At 66.8% G+C, this 16,590-nt stretch carries 18 protein-coding genes and 4 pseudogenes; all 22 read right to left on the bottom strand.

Going from position 1 to position 16,590, the window contains the following annotated elements:
- Positions 1-47 precede the first annotated feature (47 nt).
- Positions 48-968 carry an alpha/beta hydrolase gene (locus KAE78_RS13070; RefSeq protein WP_223171129.1) on the bottom strand — a complete coding sequence of 307 codons (921 nt, stop codon included), beginning with the start codon at positions 966-968 and terminating at the stop codon, positions 48-50.
- Positions 965-1,717 (bottom strand): 3-hydroxybutyrate dehydrogenase, encoded by a 753-nt coding sequence (locus tag KAE78_RS13065; RefSeq protein ID WP_223171128.1) that lies wholly within the window; start codon positions 1,715-1,717, stop codon positions 965-967. Before KAE78_RS13065 ends, KAE78_RS13070 begins: the two co-directional genes overlap by 4 nt.
- On the bottom strand, positions 1,714-2,394 hold the full coding sequence (locus KAE78_RS13060; RefSeq protein ID WP_223171127.1) for a TetR/AcrR family transcriptional regulator: 681 nt from the start codon (positions 2,392-2,394) through the stop codon (positions 1,714-1,716). The genes KAE78_RS13065 and KAE78_RS13060 overlap by 4 nt, the downstream gene beginning before the upstream one ends.
- Entirely contained in the window at positions 2,378-2,773 is a 396-nt protein-coding gene (locus KAE78_RS13055) for an AMP-binding enzyme (RefSeq protein WP_262927871.1), read from the bottom strand. Before KAE78_RS13055 ends, KAE78_RS13060 begins: the two co-directional genes overlap by 17 nt.
- A pseudogene (locus KAE78_RS19930) lies at positions 2,664-3,505 on the bottom strand (class I adenylate-forming enzyme family protein). The gene KAE78_RS13055 and the pseudogene KAE78_RS19930 overlap by 110 nt, the downstream one beginning before the upstream one ends.
- Complete coding sequence (locus tag KAE78_RS17940; protein WP_262927671.1) at positions 3,502-3,927, bottom strand: AMP-binding protein; 426 nt, start codon at positions 3,925-3,927, stop codon at positions 3,502-3,504. The pseudogene KAE78_RS19930 and the gene KAE78_RS17940 overlap by 4 nt, the downstream one beginning before the upstream one ends.
- A 20-nt stretch (positions 3,928-3,947) precedes the next feature.
- Positions 3,948-4,226 (bottom strand): hypothetical protein, encoded by a 279-nt coding sequence (locus KAE78_RS19925; RefSeq protein WP_411155951.1) that lies wholly within the window; start codon positions 4,224-4,226, stop codon positions 3,948-3,950.
- The gene (locus tag KAE78_RS19920; RefSeq protein ID WP_411155950.1) at positions 4,196-4,582 is read right to left on the bottom strand and encodes an ABC transporter permease subunit; all 387 of its coding nucleotides are present in this window, start codon (positions 4,580-4,582) and stop codon (positions 4,196-4,198) included. Before KAE78_RS19920 ends, KAE78_RS19925 begins: the two co-directional genes overlap by 31 nt.
- Positions 4,522-5,082: a branched-chain amino acid ABC transporter permease gene (locus tag KAE78_RS19915; protein WP_411155949.1), complete on the bottom strand. Its 561-nt coding sequence runs from the start codon at positions 5,080-5,082 to the stop codon at positions 4,522-4,524. Before KAE78_RS19915 ends, KAE78_RS19920 begins: the two co-directional genes overlap by 61 nt.
- Positions 5,079-5,953 (bottom strand): annotated as a pseudogene (locus KAE78_RS13040) (branched-chain amino acid ABC transporter permease). Before KAE78_RS13040 ends, KAE78_RS19915 begins: the two are co-directional and overlap by 4 nt.
- Complete coding sequence (locus KAE78_RS13035) at positions 5,950-6,660, bottom strand: ABC transporter ATP-binding protein (RefSeq protein ID WP_223171126.1); 711 nt, start codon at positions 6,658-6,660, stop codon at positions 5,950-5,952. Before KAE78_RS13035 ends, KAE78_RS13040 begins: the two are co-directional and overlap by 4 nt.
- Positions 6,657-7,453 (bottom strand): annotated as a pseudogene (locus KAE78_RS13030) (ABC transporter ATP-binding protein). Before KAE78_RS13030 ends, KAE78_RS13035 begins: the two are co-directional and overlap by 4 nt.
- A 57-nt stretch (positions 7,454-7,510) precedes the next feature.
- On the bottom strand, positions 7,511-8,707 hold the full coding sequence (locus KAE78_RS13025) for a substrate-binding domain-containing protein (protein ID WP_223171125.1): 1,197 nt from the start codon (positions 8,705-8,707) through the stop codon (positions 7,511-7,513).
- A 128-nt stretch (positions 8,708-8,835) separates the two neighbouring features.
- Positions 8,836-9,540: an aspartate/glutamate racemase family protein gene (locus KAE78_RS13020; RefSeq protein WP_262927670.1), complete on the bottom strand. Its 705-nt coding sequence runs from the start codon at positions 9,538-9,540 to the stop codon at positions 8,836-8,838.
- The gene (locus KAE78_RS13015) at positions 9,470-10,552 is read right to left on the bottom strand and encodes a P1 family peptidase (protein WP_223171123.1); all 1,083 of its coding nucleotides are present in this window, start codon (positions 10,550-10,552) and stop codon (positions 9,470-9,472) included. Before KAE78_RS13015 ends, KAE78_RS13020 begins: the two co-directional genes overlap by 71 nt.
- A 141-nt stretch (positions 10,553-10,693) precedes the next feature.
- Positions 10,694-12,013 carry a PucR family transcriptional regulator gene (locus KAE78_RS13010; RefSeq protein ID WP_223171122.1) on the bottom strand — a complete coding sequence of 440 codons (1,320 nt, stop codon included), beginning with the start codon at positions 12,011-12,013 and terminating at the stop codon, positions 10,694-10,696.
- A gap of 450 nt (positions 12,014-12,463) precedes the next feature.
- A pseudogene (gene menC, locus KAE78_RS13005) lies at positions 12,464-13,569 on the bottom strand (o-succinylbenzoate synthase).
- A gap of 15 nt (positions 13,570-13,584) precedes the next feature.
- Positions 13,585-14,061 (bottom strand): hypothetical protein, encoded by a 477-nt coding sequence (locus KAE78_RS13000; protein ID WP_223171121.1) that lies wholly within the window; start codon positions 14,059-14,061, stop codon positions 13,585-13,587.
- 23 nt (positions 14,062-14,084) lie between these two features.
- Positions 14,085-14,504 (bottom strand): hypothetical protein, encoded by a 420-nt coding sequence (locus KAE78_RS12995; protein WP_223171120.1) that lies wholly within the window; start codon positions 14,502-14,504, stop codon positions 14,085-14,087.
- Positions 14,505-14,521: 17 nt separating this feature from the next.
- Positions 14,522-15,619: a M20 family metallopeptidase gene (locus KAE78_RS12990; protein ID WP_223171119.1), complete on the bottom strand. Its 1,098-nt coding sequence runs from the start codon at positions 15,617-15,619 to the stop codon at positions 14,522-14,524.
- A 53-nt stretch (positions 15,620-15,672) separates the two neighbouring features.
- Positions 15,673-16,302: a serine hydrolase gene (locus tag KAE78_RS12985; protein ID WP_262927669.1), complete on the bottom strand. Its 630-nt coding sequence runs from the start codon at positions 16,300-16,302 to the stop codon at positions 15,673-15,675.
- Positions 16,299-16,571: a serine hydrolase gene (locus KAE78_RS19910; RefSeq protein WP_262927668.1), complete on the bottom strand. Its 273-nt coding sequence runs from the start codon at positions 16,569-16,571 to the stop codon at positions 16,299-16,301. The genes KAE78_RS12985 and KAE78_RS19910 overlap by 4 nt, the downstream gene beginning before the upstream one ends.
- Positions 16,572-16,590: the final 19 nt, after the last annotated feature.

Below are 16,590 nucleotides of genomic sequence, written 5' to 3'. Positions count from 1 at the left end.
CGGCCGTGCTCGCTCAACGACCGGGAGGGACGCAGTCGGGAGGGTGCTCAGCGGCCGGCGATCGGCGTCCCCGCGCGCACCTCTTCGCGCAGCACGTCGCCGATCGCGGCGGCGCCCTGCGGGCTCATGACCACCGTGTAGTGGTTGAGGTCGTCGAGAGCGATGTGCCGCACCGATGGCAGGGCCGCGAGCACGTTCTGGAGGTGATCCGGCGCATACAGCCCCGGCTCCTCGTTCTGCAATCCTCGTGGCACGCTGAGGAAGACCATCGGATGCCGGATCGAGGCCAGCGCCTCCGGCAGAGCCGTGCCGGTGTTCATGTCGATCGTGTCGTCGACGGTCGTCTGGTAGCTCGTCGCGGGCCGGAAGGCGTCGCCCTCCGGGACCAGGTCGTAGGCGATGTAGCGCTCGAGCTCCTCGCTCCAGACCTCGGCGAACGCCGGATGCTCGCGCCAGAACCCCGCGATGTAGTCCTCGACGCCCGCCCAGCGGCGCGAGAGGCGCTCCGCCGTCGGGCCGAGGATCGCCGAGACGAGTTGCTCGGCCCCGAGGCCGGCCGGGACGTCGAGCGGGAGCCCGCCGTCGATCAGCACGACCCGGGTGATCCGATCCGGATGCCGGTGAGCGAGCACCACCGAGACGAAGCCGCCCATCGAGTGACCGATGACGGGAAGACTGTCGACGCCGAGCGCGTCGAGCACGGCGACGACGTCGTCGGCGTGCGCGCTCAGACCGGCAGGACCCGAGAGCTCGTTGCTCCGCCCGCGCCCGCGCAGATCCGGCGCGATCACCCGCACGCCCGGCAGCTGATCCACGACGAACGGCCAGGCCAGATGCGACGCGGTCACGCCGTGGATCGCGAGAACGCTGGGGGTGGCATCCGTTGCGTCCTCCGGCTCCCAGACGCCCACGCGCAGGCTGCCACCGGAGACGGGGACGTCCAGCGTGCGATAGGTGTGCGTACTCATCGAGACGTCCATCCGCCATCCATCGTGTAGGAGGCACCGGTGACCATCGACGCCTTGTCGGATGCGAGCCAGCCGGCGAGTGAGGCGACCTCGTCGGCTTCGACCATCCTCTTGATCGCGCTCTCGGTGAGCATGATCTTCTCGACGACCTCGGACTCGGGGATGCCGTGCACCCGCGCCTGATCGGCGATCTGCTTCTCGACCAGCGGGGTGCGCACGTAACCGGGGTTGATGCAGTTGCTCGTGACGCCGTGCGGGCCGCCTTCGAGGCCGGTGACCTTCGACAGCCCTTCGAGGCCGTGCTTGGCGGTGACGTACGCCGATTTGAAGGCGCTCGCGCGCAGCCCGTGCACGCTCGAGATGTTGATGACGCGCCCCCAGCCGCGCGCATACATCCCGGGGAGCGCAGCCCGGATCAGCAGGAACGGTGCTTCGACCATGATGCGCTGGATGACGCGGAACATCTCCGGGTCGAACTCCTCGATGGGGCTGACCCGCTGGATGCCGGCGTTGTTGACGAGGATGTCGGCGTCGAGCTCGAGCGTGTCCAGCGGCGCGGTGTCGGACAGGTCCACGACCCAGGCCTCGCCGCCGACCTCGGTCGCGGCTGCTTCCGCGGCCTCCTGGTTGACGTCGGCGATCACGACCTGCGCGCCGCGGCCGGCGAATTCGTGCGCGCACGCGAGGCCGATGCCGCTCGCGCCGCCGGTGATGACGGCGCGCTTGCCGGAGAGGTCCTGCTCACTCATCCCTGGGTGTCCTCCTCGTGCGTGGTCCGCGCGGCGAGCGCGTTCCGGATGAACAGCATCATCGAATCGATCACGGCCGGGTCGATCTCCGTCGGCGCGGTGCCCGCGGCGTCGCGCTCCCAGAGCAGGAATCGCATGCCGATCAGCTCGCCCATGCCCATCAGCGCCCAGGCGGTGATCTCCGGGTCGAGCGCGGCGTCGACATCGCCGTCGGCCTGCGCGGCGCTGAGCCCCGCGACGTATCCCTCGACGATGCGTTCGTAGTGCAGCCGCATGGCCTGAGGTGAGACGAACTCGGCCTCGCGCACGACCCGGTACAGCGCGGGGTGCTCGGCCGTGAATCGGAAGAACCCCTCGAAGCCGCGGCGCTCCGCCTCGATACGGCTCGTCGCGCCCGTCATCGCCTCGGTCATCGAGTGCCGCACGCGGCTGTTGAGGTCGATGACGAGCGCCTCGAAGATCGTCTGCTTGCTGTCGAAGTAGAGGTAGAACGTGCCCAGGGCGACGCCGGCGCGCTCGGTGATCTTCACGATCGACGCCTCGTGGTAGCCGAGCTCGGCGAACACCGCCTCGGCGGCCTCGAGCAGCCGGCGGCGGGTCGCCTCGCCGCGCTTGGTCAGCGGACGCCCGGTGGCGGGCGAGACGAGCTCCTGCTCGTCGTCAGTCAGTGCGGACATCGCTGCTCTCCTGGGGTGTCGGGGCGATCAGTCGCTGGGCGAGATCGCGCAGGCGTCGGCGGGCGACCTTCTCGATCGTGGAACGGGGAAGCTCGTCGACGAAGACGATGCGCACGGGCAGCTTGAAGGCGGCCAGGCGCGTGCGGATGTGCGCGAGGACCTCGTCCTGCGACACCGGTCCGATGGCGGTGACGAACGCCACGCCGCGCTCCCCCACACGAGGTCGGGCACGCCCACGACGGCGGCGGCCGAGACGAGCGGATGCGAGGTCAGCGCGGCCTCGACCTCGGCCGGGGCGACGTTCTCCCGCCGGAGACGAAGATGTCCTTGAGCCGGTCGACGACCCGGTACACCCCGCTCGCGTCGCGGCTGACGAGATCGCCCGTGCGCAGCCATTCTCCGACCATGGCACGCGCGGTCGCGTCAGGGTCGCCCAGGTATCCGGCGAACACGCTCGGCCCGCGCACCCACAGCTCGCCCGTCGCCTCGCCGTCGAGCGGCATACCGGTCGCAGGGTCCACGAGGCAGACGTCGACGGTCGCGTACGGTCGCCCCACCGCACCCGGGTGCGCTTCGGCGTCCGCCGCGGGGAGCGAGAGCACATTCGGGCCGGCCTCGGTGAGCCCGTAGCCCTGGGTGAGCCGGATGCCGCGGGGCGCCCAGTCGGCGGCGAGATCCTCGGGGATCGTGGCGCCGCCCACGAGGGCGATCCGCAGGGTGCTGAGGTCGGTGGTCTCCCATTCGGGGCGTCGTGCAGCATCCGATACTGCGTGGGCACGCCCATCATCGCGGTGACGCCGCGGTCCTGGATGAGCTGGAGCACCCGGCCGGGCTGGAAGGAGCGCTCCAGCACGACGGTCGCGCCCATCCACCATGCCAGCAGGGGCTGCACGTTCCAGGCGGCGACGTGGTACTGCGGCAGGATCGCCAGCACGACGTCGTCGGAGGTCAGCGGCATCGCGCGCGAGAGCGCGAGGTTGTTCCAGAAGCAGTTCGCGTGCGTGAGGACGACGCCCTTGGGCGCGGCCTCGCTCCCGGAGGTGAAGATGACCAGCAGCGGATCGTCGTCCTGCGCGCCCCGTCGCGCGACCGGGTCCGGGCAGGCGGTCACCGCGCGCTCGACTCCGGTCTCGCCGAGGATCGCGGATGCCGGCGCCTGCTCCCCCGCACGTGCAGCGCCGCGGCGGCGAGCGCCGAGTACTCGTCGTCCACAAGAACGAGGGCGGCCTCGCTGCGGCGGACGAGGTCGGCGAGCTCGTTGGGCGTCAGCCGCCAGGACAGCGGCACGAGGGCGATGCCCAGCAGCGCGCAGGCGAAGAAGGCGACCACGTGGTCGGCGGAGTTGCCCGAGACGGTGGCGATGCGGTGACCGGGGCCGTAGCCGGCATCCGACAGTGTGGTCGCGAGCCGCTCGGCGCGGGAGTGCAGGGTGCGGTAGTCCAGGGCGACGCCGCGGTCGTCGATCGCGATGCGGCGCGGGTCGGCGCCGGCGCGCTCACGGAGCCAGCGACCGATCGTGTGCGGGCCCTCCACGTTCTCCTGCATTCCAGGAATCATCGCACGACCGCTCCGCCCTGACCAGCATCGGCGAGCTCGGCCGAGTCCAGCTGCTCGAGGCCCGCGCCGGTGTGGGCGCTGCCGCGGCGCTTGCGCATCCACGAGTCCACGGTTCCGGCGATGCCGCCGGGCAGGAACATCACGACGAGGATGAACAGCACGCCCAGCAGGAACAGCGGCTCGGTGAGCGGGATGCGCAGGAAGTCCGGGAGGGCGTGCAGCTCCTCGGCGCGCGCGAGCACCTTCAGCCGCTGGTCGAGGATCGTGAACAGCACGCCGCCCACGATCGCCCCCAGCGGTAGCCGACGCCGCCGAGCACGACCATCACCAGGACGGTGATCGTGAGGTCGGCGCTGACCGAGAACGGCTGCGTGCCCGACTGCAGCAGCAGGTAGCCGATGCCGGCGAGCCCCGCGCAGAAGGCGGCCACGACGAACACGATGAGGCGCGCGTAGACCGGGCGCAGGCCCAGCACCCGCACCCGCAGCTCGTTCTCCCGCGTCGCCGCGGCGAGGTGGCCGAGGCGCGAGCGGTCGACCCAGAGGACGACGAGGTACACGATCACGAGGATCACCAGCATGAGCCAGTACAGGTTCTTCGTGTTGATGACCCCGACGAGCCAGTCCGGCACGTGGGTGGTGCGGAGGGAGAGCCCTCCTCGCCGCCGGTGACCTGCTGGTTGCGGCGCACGAGCACCGAACCGGCCTGGGCAAAGGCGAGGGTGACCATGGCGAAGGGGATGCCCGAGACGCGCATCGCGACGGCACCTGTGACGACCGCGATCACCAGGCCGCCGAGGATCGCGACGAAGATGCCCGGCCACAGCGGGAGGTCGGTCGCCCGCAGCACGATGCCGAGGCCGTAGGCGCCCGCGCCGAAGTAGAGGGCGTGGCCGAAGGAGAGCATGCCGGCCGTGCCCAGCAGCAGGTTGTACGACAGCGCCAGGGCCGCGAACACCAGGCACAGCGACAGCAGCGCGAGGCTTCCGGGCGTGTAAGTGGGTCCTGGCAGCACGCCGGGGATGGAGATGTTCAGCAGCGGCAGCAGAGCCATGACGACGACGAGCAGGCCGCCGGCGATCGCGGGCAGGAACCGCTTCCACGAAGGTCGGGAGGTGGTGTTCACGGTCATGCCCTCTTCCCCATGAGTCCGGTCGGTCGCACCAGCAGCACGACCGCGAGCAGGATGACGACGATGAAGTCGCCCGTGCCGTTGAGATAGGTGTTCGCGACCTGCTGAAGCACCGCGACGAGGACGGATGCGAGCGCCGCGCCGGTCAGCGATCCGAGACCGCCGACCACCGTGACGATGAAGGCGAAGATCAGCAGCGTCGAGCCCAGGTGCGCGGAGACGTAGGTCGAGTAGTGCATGGCGAGCACGCCGCCGATGCCGGCCGCCGCGCCGCCGATCGCGAAGACCAGGGTGAAGGACTTGCGCACGTCGATGCCGAGGGCGGTGACCATCGAGCGGTTCTCCACGCCGGCGCGGATGATCATGCCGTAGCGCGTCTTCTGCAGGAAGAGCACGAGTCCGGCCAGGACGAGCGCGGCGGCGACGATCAGCACCCAGTACTTGTTGGGGATCTGCGCGCCCAGCACGTTCGTGGTCTGGATCAGCCAGCGGGGTCCTGTGATGTTGATCGGGTCGGAGCCCCAGATGCCCTCGAACAGGGCGATCGCCGCGAACGACAGGCCGACCGTGACCAGCACCTGTTCTATGTGCCTCTCGTAGAGGGCCTGATCAGCACGAGTTCGGTGAAGGTCGCGAACACAGCGCCGACCAGGGCGCCGACGAGGATCGAGACGAGGAAGGCGGGCCAGGTGGTCGCGCCCATCTGCTGCGCCACGAACCAGCCGATGTAGGCGCTGAGGGTGAGGAAGGCGCCGTGGGCGAAGTTCAGCACGTGCATGAGGCCGTAGATGAGGCTCAGGCCGCTGGCGACGAGGAAGTAGAGGGCGCCGAGGCCGACGCCGATGACGAGTGTCAGGACCAGGGTGCTCATGCGTGGGCCTCCGCACTGACGCCGAGAAGGCGGCGGGTGAGGTCTTCGTCGGCGAGGATCTCGCCGGCCTTGCCCGTGTGCACGACGCGGCCGCCCGCGATGACGATCGCGCCGTCTGCGAGCTGCCGCACGACCTCGAGGTTCTGCTCCACGAGCAGGATCGGCACGGTCTTCGAGGCCTCCCGGAGGGCGGCCGAGACCTCGGTCACGATCTTGGGCGCGAGGCCCTTGGTGGGTTCGTCCACGAGCAGGATCCGATTGTCGTTGAGGAGCGCCCGGGCGACGGAGACCATCTGCTGCTGGCCGCCCGAGAGGGTGCCGGCACGCTGCTCGCGGCGCTGGACGAGGTCGGGGAAGAGCTCCGCGACGAACTCGTGCCGCGGGTCGCGCTGGCGCTCGGCGAGAGCGAGGTTCTCGGCCACGGTGAGCCCGGCGAAGACCTCGCGGTCCTCGGGGACGTAGCCGACGCCGCGTTGGACGATCTTGTGGGTGGGCAGGCCGTCGATCCGCTTGCCGTCCAGGCGCACCTCGCCCTTGCGGCTGATGAGGCCCAGGATGCCTCGGAGCGTGGAGGTCTTGCCGACGCCGTTGCGGCCGAGGACGGCGGTGATGCCGGTGGCGGGGACCTCGAAGGAGAGGTCCTCGACGACCTGCTGCCCGGCGATCGAGGCGCGGAGGTTCTTGACGGTGAGGATCGGCTCGCTCATGCGGTGCTCCCCGTTCCCAGGTACGCGCTCTGCACGGTGGGTTCTCCATGATCTTCTGCGGGGTGTCCAGCGCGATGATCGTGCCGAAGTACATCACGGCGACGAGATCGACCAGCCCCATGAGGACGTCGATGTGGTGCTCGACCATGAGGACCGTGCACCCGCTGGCGCGCTGCATCTCGCGGATGTTCTCCACGAGCCCGGCGACGTCGCCGGAGGCGACGCCGGCCATCGGCTCGTCGAGGAGCACCAGGCGCGAGTGCGTGGCCAGCATCACGGCGATCTCGAGCTTGCGCTTGTCTCCGTGGCTGATGTCGCCGGCCGGGGTGTCGAGCTTGTGGCCGAGGCCGACCTGCTCGAGCGCGCCGATGGCCAGCTGCGTGGCCTCGTCCCCTCGACGAGGCACACGCAGCATGGAGTAGTTGCCGCCGAGGTCGACCTGCGCGGCCAGGCGCAGGTTCTCCAGGACGCTCAGCCTCGGAAAGAGGCTCGAGGTCTGGAAGGTGCGCCCCAGTCCCGCCCGCGCCCGCCGGGGCACGGACATCGTCGTGATGTCTTCGCCATCCATCAGGATGCGCCCGGCGGTGGGCCGCATGATCCCGGAGATCACGTTGAACAACGTGGTCTTGCCGGCACCGTTGGGCCCGATCACTCCGACGAGGGAGCCGGGAGCGATGTCGAGGTCGACATCCTTCAGGATGGTCGCGCCGCCGATCTGGAGGCCCAGGCCTTCGACGCGCAGCGCCGCACCGGGGGTCTCCGCCTGCGGGGCGGACGGGAGAGGGGTGTTCACTTCGGCTCCTTACAGTCGCTCAGTACACCGCATGCGAGGTGTTGCCGTCCGTTCCGCTCAGGGAGCGACGGAGTCGGCCGAGGCGGTGTCGATGAGCTCCGGGACGAAGGTGTCACCGTCGGCGACGAGACGGACCGTGTACATCTCCTGCAGGAGCGCGTGGTCGCTCGCGCGGACGGTGGTGGTGCCCTTCGGGCCCTCGAAGGTGAAGCCCTCGAGCGCGGCGATCATGGCGTCGACGTCGCCCTGGCCCTCCTTGACGGCCTGCACGAGCATGATGGCGGCGTTGAAGCCGTCGGGGCTGAACAGGTCGGGGGTACCGCCCGCGGCCTCGATCGCCGCGACCATCGCGTCGTTGACGGCGTTGCTCGGAGCACCCGGGAAGTAGTGGTTCAGGAAGCTGATCTGCTCCGAGGCCTCACCGTAGGCGCCGAACGTCGGCGAGTCGCCGAGGCCGGTGACGACCGGCACGGCGTCGAACACGCCCTGCTGGGTCATCGACTGCCACATGGCGCCGGTGGTGGCGCCTGCCCATGCCACGAAGACGAGGTCGGGCTGAGCGCTGAGCACCTGCTGTGCGAAGGGCGTGAACTCGGTGACGTCCTCAGCCACGAGCACGGACTCGACCGCGGCGCCCTTGCCTCCGAGGATGGCCTCGACGGCGGCCACGTTGCCCTGGCCGAAGGCGGTGTTCTGCGCGTAGACGACGATCTTCTTGCCGTCGAGGTCGTCGAGGAAGGCGCCGGCGGTGGCGACGTCCTGCGCCGACTGGCGGCCCGAGCGGAAGGTGTAGCCGTTGATGCCGGTGACGGCGTCGGCGGCGGCGGGGCCCGAGACGAAGAGGACCTTGTTCTGCTCGGCCTGCTCGGCCAGCGCCAGGGCGACCGCGGAGGAGGCGGAGCCGAGGAGGACGTTCACGCCGTTGCCGATGAGCTCCTTGGCGGCGGTGACAGCGGTGTCGGGGTCGCCGGCGTCGTCGCGGTACTCGACATCGATCTTGGTGCCGTCGATCTCGCCGGTGCCGTCGGTGGCGTAGTCAAGGCCCGCCTTGAAGCCGTCGAGGTACTGCTTGCCGTAGCCGGCCAGGGGCCCGGTCTCGCTGGTGATGACGCCGACCGTGATCTCGGTCAGACCGGGAGTGTCTCCGCCGTCCTCCCCACCCGTGCCGGGGTCGGTCGACGGCGCGCACGCCGTCATGACAAGAGCGGCCGTGGTGACCACGGTGCCCAGCAGCAACTTCTTTGTAACCCGCATGTGCGTGCCTTTCAACGTTGGAAGGTAGTTCTGAAACCTGATTCAGGTTATCTGAACTGTAGGCAGGCATGCACGCGGAGTCAAGTCGGACGAGCCGCCGTTGCCGAACTGAGACCGGGCGCGCTCGGTCAGTCCTCGACTGACGGGCCCGACGCAACTCGGCGTCCGACCCATCGAATCTCGCGAACGCACGCCGCTGCGAGACACTCGATGGAGTCCATGACCGGAAGAATCGATCGCGCGCGGCTCATGACAAGCGGAAGCTCGGTGCATGCAGCGATTGCGACGTCGACTTCTGAGCTCTTGAGATTCTGCGCCGCAGCCGCCAGTAACCGATCAGCAAGATCAAGATCGCCTCCCGCCTTGACGATCCGAATTGCTTCATCGACAAGCCTCGTCTGATCGGCTTCAGAGGGGTACGCCACCGTGAGCGAAGCACCGATCGCGGCAGCGTCGTAGAGGCCTGCCGCACGCGTACCTCTTGTGCCAAGGACTCCGATCGTTGCACACTCGGGATATGCGCGGATTGTCGCCTGCACAGTCTCCGAGACCATATCGACGAATAGCGCCTGCGTTGAGCCCCGCAACTCTCCCAAGAAGGCATGGGCTGTGTTGCAGGGCATCGCCATGACGTCAACCTTCAAAGAGCTGAGGGCGTGGACTCCACCCAGCATCCTTGGCAACGGCGAGATGCCACTGCCCGTGAGATAAGCGGTCCGATCAGGGACGGCGGGGTCGCTCCAGATGATCGTCTTGATATGGTCACCATCTTGCGACGCGGGCGTCAGACGAACCAGCGCCTCGTAGAAATAAGCGGTCGCGAGGGGCCCCATCCCGCCGAGCACCCCAAGTGTCGGCGCCGTCATCGCGACGACCTTTGGATCTGTAAGTCCCGAAACGGCAAGGCGTGTGCGGTGCGGCCGGTGCTGAGAGTGACTGTCGATGCGGCCAGAAGACCCCGATGACGCTCTCTTCGACGCAGTCCAACACCGCGGTGAAGATACGATCGAGGTCAGTCTCGCTCAGTGGATTCGCCACGGTCGGGTCCGCACTGAACGCAAGTGCGTAGTCACCGCTGCCATGACTGTAGCCTGCTCCGGCGCGTCCGATACCGAAGACGGCACGCCGCGCAAACCGCGTCAGCTCCACCGCCGACGCAGGAAAGTCGACCGCGACGACCGTCACGCACGAGCCCACCTCCGAGAGCGGCCCCGCAGCCGGCAGTTGCAAGGACTCAGGAGTGACGACGCGACCGCCGATACGGAGCTGGCCAGTCATGTTCGACAGAACGAGGGCGCCGACCGTGCGCTGCTCGCCCCTGACTTCGATGAGTCGCGACGCCGAGCCGATGCCGCTCTTGAAGCCAAGTGCACAGGCGCCGGTGCCAGCTCCGACGGCGCCCACGGCAAGCGCGCCGTCATCGGCTCCGTCGAGCGCGCTGAACACATGAGCCTCTTCGATTGGTCGATCCGCCCCCGGCGACAGCCAGGAGTCGTTGATCTCACCGACAACGGGATTGACGGAGCTGCGACGCTCTCGGCGTTGCAGCCACGAGATCAGTGCATCGGCTACACGAAAAGTTGAAAGTGTGGATGTGAGTAGCATCGGTGTCTCGATGGTGCCGAGCTCCTGCACTTGCGTAGATCCGACAAACTTGCCGTATCCGTTGCCGCAGTGAAATCCCGCCGGCAAGGTCTTCCCTCGTGTGAGCCGCTCGTGCACGATGGCGGTCACCCCGGTGTGCACGTCGCGGCTGGAATCAGAAACGGAAACGTTGCCGATCGCGATTCCGCTGACATCGATGATGGAGTTGTGAGCCCCACGCGGATGCCCGCCGAACAGCAAGCTCACATCGTTTGCGTCCGGATGATCTGATTCCGTGGAGAGTCCTGACTTCGCTGGGATGTGCACCTAACGATCATCGCCAGGAGCACGGTGGCGAACATCATCAGATGCCACGAATCTCGTCGGCTTTGATCGTTGACCTCACCCAAGATCTGCAGACGCCGACACGTTGCGCGACGACCTGAGCAACCGCAACTGCAGCATCGCCTCAAAGCGGTCACTCGCATCGGACAGGTCGATTCGACCCACTTCGGCGACGCGCTTCAAGCGGTAACGAAAAGTGTTCGTGTGCACGAAGGCTGCCGCCGCCGCCTCGGTGACATCACCGAAAGCCATGAGCCAGCACTCGAGTGTGATCAGCAATTGTGATTTATGCTCGGCGTCGTAGTCTCGCAGTCTCGCGATGGGTCCACTCAGCTGATCCCCCCGCGCCGCCGCGAGATCGCCCAGTTCGAGAAGCAAAGCCTCGACATGGACTCGATCGATCGCGGCCACGGTGCCGCTCTCACCTCGATGAAGCAGCACGCGCAGAGCGCGATCGGCGCCCGTCTTTGACCGGTTGAGGCCCGTGGCATCGTGGGCGACAGACCCGATGCCGATGACGGCAGGAACTTTGGTGCCGGTGCGGGCAAGGAAGTCCTCCGCGACGCTGACCATTCGCTCTTGCGCTCTAGGCGCGTCGTCATGAGCGGGAACCAGGCCGTAGACCGTGTCGCCGATCAGCGCCGCCACTGCTCTGGGCTGAGTTGCGCCCAAATGCATCGCGAAAGCATCTGCGAGTCGCTGTTTCTCCGCAGCACGGCGAGCGTGGGTCGTGGAGTCATCCCCTCCGCCAGGGTGTTCTGCGAGCCCCATCGCCATCGCGACCAGAGGTTTACCGAGAAGGCCTAGACGCCCCAGCGCCTCGGGCCCGGCCGTTCCTCCCTCAAGAGCTGAACTGATGAGCTCGCTGCGCAGGCCGCGTTCGACATCAGCGCCTGCGCGGATACGCAGAAGATGAAGCGCGACAAGCTTGCCCGCTTCGACGAACGCCTCCGTCCGCGCCGCATTCAGCGGCTCTCGGACGGCCGCCCAGATCGACCCGAGGATCTCATCACCGGCACGCACCGCCAATGCCGCGCGTGGCAAGGCATCGCTGACGGGGCTCCACGATCCGGGAGAAACGTATATGGGATCCTCGTTTCGGTACAACTCTGCGACGACGCCGGAAGCTGTGAGAAGACTGGCGAATCGGTCGGGGACCTGCCGTCCGAGTATCGTCTCGACACGAGACGAATCTGCTTCATCCTGGCGACCCGAGAACGCGAGAACATTGAATCCCCGGTCCTCGATCGTCACCGGCGAATCAAGCAATGCCGCGATCGCATTGGCAAGCGCAAAGAGGTCTCCCGATGGCATACCACCGATGGTCTGGGGCGATACATCCCCGACATCGGCTTCGGCGATGAGCGTACGGAGCATCGCTGCGAGCTGCCCCAGGTCGCCCCCGAGCCAGTTCCAGCAGTGTCAGCCCTGACTTGGCCACGGCGCTGAAAAGCTCGTCCGTTCGGGCGACTGGCGAACGAACGACAAGTGCTCCCGCGCCCTGATCCGCGAGCTCCATCAGGAGGGTCGCGACGTCATGTGGCTCGGTCATGCCGACGCCGAGCACGATGGCCTGTGGCGGGATCGCCGGCACGTCGGCCGGGTCGTAGATCACCACTCCACCGACATCTGTGACAGCACTCACGTTGCCGCTGACGTGCTCCAGCAGGGTGCCGCCGAGGTCATCGAGCACACGGCTCAGGCTCGTTCGAGGCTTCGCAGGCATTGCACTCAACACCACCCCACGGTATGTCGGCCGCTGATTGGACCGACAGTCCGATCCTACCTACATTCGCTGACTTTTCGTTCAATCGTACGAATCGAAACCTATGCGGGGAAGAACTCAGACGTCGCGAAAGTGAAAGAGTCAAGCCGTTCCGGGGTTGGCGAGACCCCTAGACCGTGTCCAGTCGGCACATCGAGTCCGCCCTCACGCAGCACGAACGGTTCAGTGATGTCTTCGCTGTAGAAGCGGTCGGAGGCCGACACGTCGCCAGGGAGCGTGAACCCCGGCATCGCCGCGAGAGCCACGTTCGCTGCCCTCCCCAGGCCCGTTTCGAGCATTCCCCCACACCACACCGGGATGCCGTAGGCGACGCAGACATCGTGGATCCGGCGCGCCTCAAGATACCCGCCGACTCGCCCGGGCTTGATGTTGACGATCTGACATGCCCCGAGCGCGATTGCATCCGCGGCCGAGCGCGCCGAGGTGATCGACTCATCGAGGCAGATCGGTGTGTTCACCCTTTCCGCGAGCACTGCGTGCGCTCGGACGTCCTCTTCCTCAAGTGGCTGTTCGATGAGCAAGAGATCAAAGTCGTCGAGCTTCGCAAGTTGCTTACTGTCGTTGAGCGTATAAGCGGTATTCGCATCCACCTGCAGCGCAATGTCTCCGAACCTCTCACGCACGGCCTGCACAGGCGCTACGTCCCAGCCCGGTTCGATCTTCAGCTTTATGCGCACATAGCCTTCCGACAGATACTCGTCGACGACGTCCAGAAGTGCCGGGATAGAATCCATGATGCCCACCGACACCCCGCTGGGACATGTGTCGTCACCGCTCCGAACGCCTGCGCGAACGACATCCGGTGAACCCGAAGTTCCGCATCAAGCATTGCCATCTCCAACGCGGCCTTGGCCATGCGATGACCCTTGTACTTGGCCAGCAGCGGGCCCACATCGCTCGCCTTCACATCCGTCTGCGCAAGCAGATCGGGGATCAAGAAGTTACCCATCACGTTCTCGACGGCATCGATGTACTCCGACGAGTAGAGCGGGTCGGACATCGCCACACATTCGCCCCACCCTTCGGCCTCTGGTCCGCGCACACGGACCAAGAGGAGCTCGCGTTCGGTCTGAGTGCCGAACGAGGTCCTGAACGGAGCGACAAGCGGCATCCGAACGCGCCGAATCTCAATCCCATCAATCTTCACGGTGATTTCCCTTCCTCACGATGTACGCCGCAGCACTCCGGTCAAAGCCTTCCACAACAGCGCCTTCGCTGATGAGGCCCCGAGGACGTCTCGAACAGCGATGCGCCACTCCCGAGCAAGCGGCTCATCTCGCTGTCGAATTCCTTCGATATCGGACGGCACGCTCACGAGGACCGACTCGCTGACCACGCTCGTGAGCACCGGTTCCCCTCGTTCTCCGACGATCAGCACAGGCGGCGGCAGCGCAGTGGATGCGATCTTGCGCGACCCTGGCGCTGCGTCGCACGCGCGCTGCACGTGCGCACTGTCAAGCTGCCATCGGATCAGCAGGCGATCCGTCTCATCCGCGCCGTTGAGCTCGTCGCCCATGGAACCGTAGTAGTTCGTGTAATACGCCTCGGGTCGCCCACCGAGCTTGTGCAGGTTGAAATGAGCATTACGGGCGACGAGCGGATCGAAGGTCCAGGTGATTGCGTTGACGCCGTGCGACAACGCCCAGGCGCGCTGATGAAGCTTCAGCGCGTACCCGAGGGCACGACCACGCGCTCGGCTGTCGACGCCGGCGATATGACTGTGCATGATGTGACTCGCTGGAGGCCCCAGAACGCGACGCACGCTCCGAGCAACGTCGAGTCGGCGAACGCGCCAACGACGTAATTATCGGCGGATGCGATGCCTCTGAGCAGTTCGCTCGTCAGGGGCACTCCACCGTCGCCCGGCTTCCATACCCTCGCGAACAATCGTTCGCAATCCATGAACTCTGACAGGAGCCGTAGCGGTCGTATTTCGACATCGGTCGTTTCGGCCGCGGCGACCGCCGACGCCGACGCCGCATCCAAGGCCCCTTCGAGCACGCTGGTGCCTGATCTCGATTCAAACATTCTCACACCAAAATCCTGACGCGCGGCGAACGCGCTGTGTCTATCGGTGCTCACCAGTTGCCTGCACCGTTTTAGTCCTGATCGACAATCGCGCCGATGCGTTCGACGATCCCGGCGACAAGCGCCGTCCGGCGCGGGACCTCCGCCAGAATCACGTGCTCATCGACGGCATGCGCGCCGCCGCCGACGGCACCGAGCCCGTCAAGAGTTGCCACACCGATGCCCGCCGTGAAGTTCCCGTCCGAGCCGCCACCCACCGCGGCGCCCGCGAGTGGGCCGATGCCGATGTCGCGTGCGACCTGCTGAGCCACTTCGAACAGCGATGCGGACGCGGACTGCTCCAATGGTGCCCTACTCGGACCGCCTGACAGATGCAGGCGGGCACCGGGTAACGCCGGGCTCAACGCGCGCAATGCACGGTCGACGCGCTCCTGCTCGGCTCGATCCCACGCCCGCACGTCGATGGACAGTTCCGCATTGGCAGGCACAGTGTTCAATGTCGTGCCGCTCTGCAACGCAGTGGGAACAACGCTTGTACCACGCTCGGCTGCATCCATCATTGACACGGCAAACACCTGGTGTGCTATCTCGAGTGTCGCGTTGATCCCTTTCTCAGGTTCCAGTCCTGCATGCGCGGCCCGTCCGCTGGCTTCGAGGGTGTATTGCGAGATGCCTTTGCGTTGTGTCTTCAGCGCGCCCCGTTCGGCAGCGCCTTCGAGAACGAGAACCGCAGAGCACTCAGCGGCCGTCGCTTCGATCAGCGCACGAGATGTCAGCGATCCGATTTCTTCGTCGCCAGTGAGCAAGAGGTCCACATTGGCGTGCGCAGCCACAAGTGCCATGGCATGAATAGCCATGACCACCCCGACCTTCATGTCGAAAGATCCTGGCCCTCGCACGACGCCGTCCTCGACGGTGAACGGGTGCGCCGCGAGTGAGCCGTGCGGCCATACCGTGTCGTAGTGTCCCAGGAGCAACACCCGCCCACCAGTGCGGCGTGGCGAGGTCCAGCGCAGGTGACTGCATCCCTCTACCGTCAGCCGCTCCGGTTCCCGGCCGATGACATCCGTCCCGATCTCGGCGACCGCCTCGGACACGCGCCGCACGGCATCGAGATCCGATGAAGGCGACTCGCACTCGACCAGCAGCCGAGTGTGCTCGAGCATCATCGGCAGACGCTCTTCCGCCCGCGCAAGCAGATCAGCGGCGTTCGGCGCAGGTATCACTGCGAGTGCCGATCAGCGCGCAAATGCTCCACGGCGATCTGCGCAGCGCGGCCGATAGCAGCATCCGCGGCCGCATCCCGCCCGATCATCGTGTCGGAAGTGAGAAACACGGCAACCGCGTAGGAGTCGCCGTCGGGGAAGGTCACCACACCCACCTCGTTGCGCACGGTGGGAATCGTCCCTGTCTTGCCCGCCACAGAAACGGCACTCTCGAAGCCCGATGCGAGCCGCTGAGACCATACCTGCTCCCCCATCACCGCCCGCACGTACTGACATGCCGCCGGCGATGCTGCGTCATCTGTCCAGATGGCATTGAGCAGCGTTGTGATATCGCGCGGCGTCGAGCGGTTCAATGAGCGCTCCGGGTCGATGGCGCGAAGCTTGCTCAAAGGCGGCTCGGCCCATGCCGCCTCGAGGACTCCCAGCGGCGCATCCCGGGGGATGCCGAGGTCCTCGGCAATCGTGTCGAACAAGTCACCACAGTCGCCGTCAACTCGCGTGGCGTGGAGGTCAAGGTCGTCGATCACCGCGCCTATCGCTGCCCTTCCCACTCGATCCATGACGATGTCGGTCGCGGCGTTGTCGCTGAGCGTCATCATGAAGTGCGCGAGATCCCGAAGACTCATCTCCACATCGTCCCGGCACGCGTCCGTTCCGATTGCGCCCGCCCCGCACGCTGACGCACTATCACGCGCTCTTTCGGATCCAGAGCCCCCTCATCAACGGCGCGGGCAAAGGCGACCGCAACAACGATCTTGAACACCGAGGCCAGGACGACGCCGTCGTCCGCATCGACCTCTACAGACTCCGCATGTCCGACCCGGCGTGCGTGCAGCCGACCCCTGACACCCGCCTGCGTGAATACGTCTTGGATTCGTTCGCGTACATCGTTCATCTCTGATCTCCACTGTCTT

Source organism: Microbacterium sp. NIBRBAC000506063 (assembly GCF_017968845.1).
Taxonomy (GTDB): Bacteria; Actinomycetota; Actinomycetes; order Actinomycetales; family Microbacteriaceae; genus Microbacterium.
Note: the sequence above shows the minus strand (reverse complement) of the source record. Positions and strands in the feature narration are given on the sequence as shown.

What these genes read in the sequence shown, in the direction of transcription:
- KAE78_RS13065 (WP_223171128.1), bottom strand. Translation starts at nt 1,717, where the DNA reads ATGAGTGAGCAGGACCTCTCCGGCAAGCGCGCCGTCATCACCGGCGGC.
- KAE78_RS12990 (WP_223171119.1), bottom strand. Translation starts at nt 15,619, where the DNA reads ATGATGCTCGAGCACACTCGGCTGCTGGTCGAGTGCGAGTCGCCTTCA.
- KAE78_RS13020 (WP_262927670.1), bottom strand. Translation starts at nt 9,540, where the DNA reads ATGGGGCCCCTCGCGACCGCTTATTTCTACGAGGCGCTGGTTCGTCTG.
- KAE78_RS19910 (WP_262927668.1), bottom strand. Translation starts at nt 16,571, where the DNA reads ATGAACGATGTACGCGAACGAATCCAAGACGTATTCACGCAGGCGGGT.
- KAE78_RS13025 (WP_223171125.1), bottom strand. Translation starts at nt 8,707, where the DNA reads ATGCGGGTTACAAAGAAGTTGCTGCTGGGCACCGTGGTCACCACGGCC.
- KAE78_RS19915 (WP_411155949.1), bottom strand. Translation starts at nt 5,082, where the DNA reads ATGACCGTGAACACCACCTCCCGACCTTCGTGGAAGCGGTTCCTGCCC.
- KAE78_RS13070 (WP_223171129.1), bottom strand. Translation starts at nt 968, where the DNA reads ATGAGTACGCACACCTATCGCACGCTGGACGTCCCCGTCTCCGGTGGC.
- KAE78_RS13060 (WP_223171127.1), bottom strand. Translation starts at nt 2,394, where the DNA reads ATGTCCGCACTGACTGACGACGAGCAGGAGCTCGTCTCGCCCGCCACC.
- KAE78_RS12985 (WP_262927669.1), bottom strand. Translation starts at nt 16,302, where the DNA reads ATGAGTCTTCGGGATCTCGCGCACTTCATGATGACGCTCAGCGACAAC.
- KAE78_RS13035 (WP_223171126.1), bottom strand. Translation starts at nt 6,660, where the DNA reads ATGAGCGAGCCGATCCTCACCGTCAAGAACCTCCGCGCCTCGATCGCC.
- KAE78_RS13010 (WP_223171122.1), bottom strand. Translation starts at nt 12,013, where the DNA reads ATGCTCCGTACGCTCATCGCCGAAGCCGATGTCGGGGATGTATCGCCC.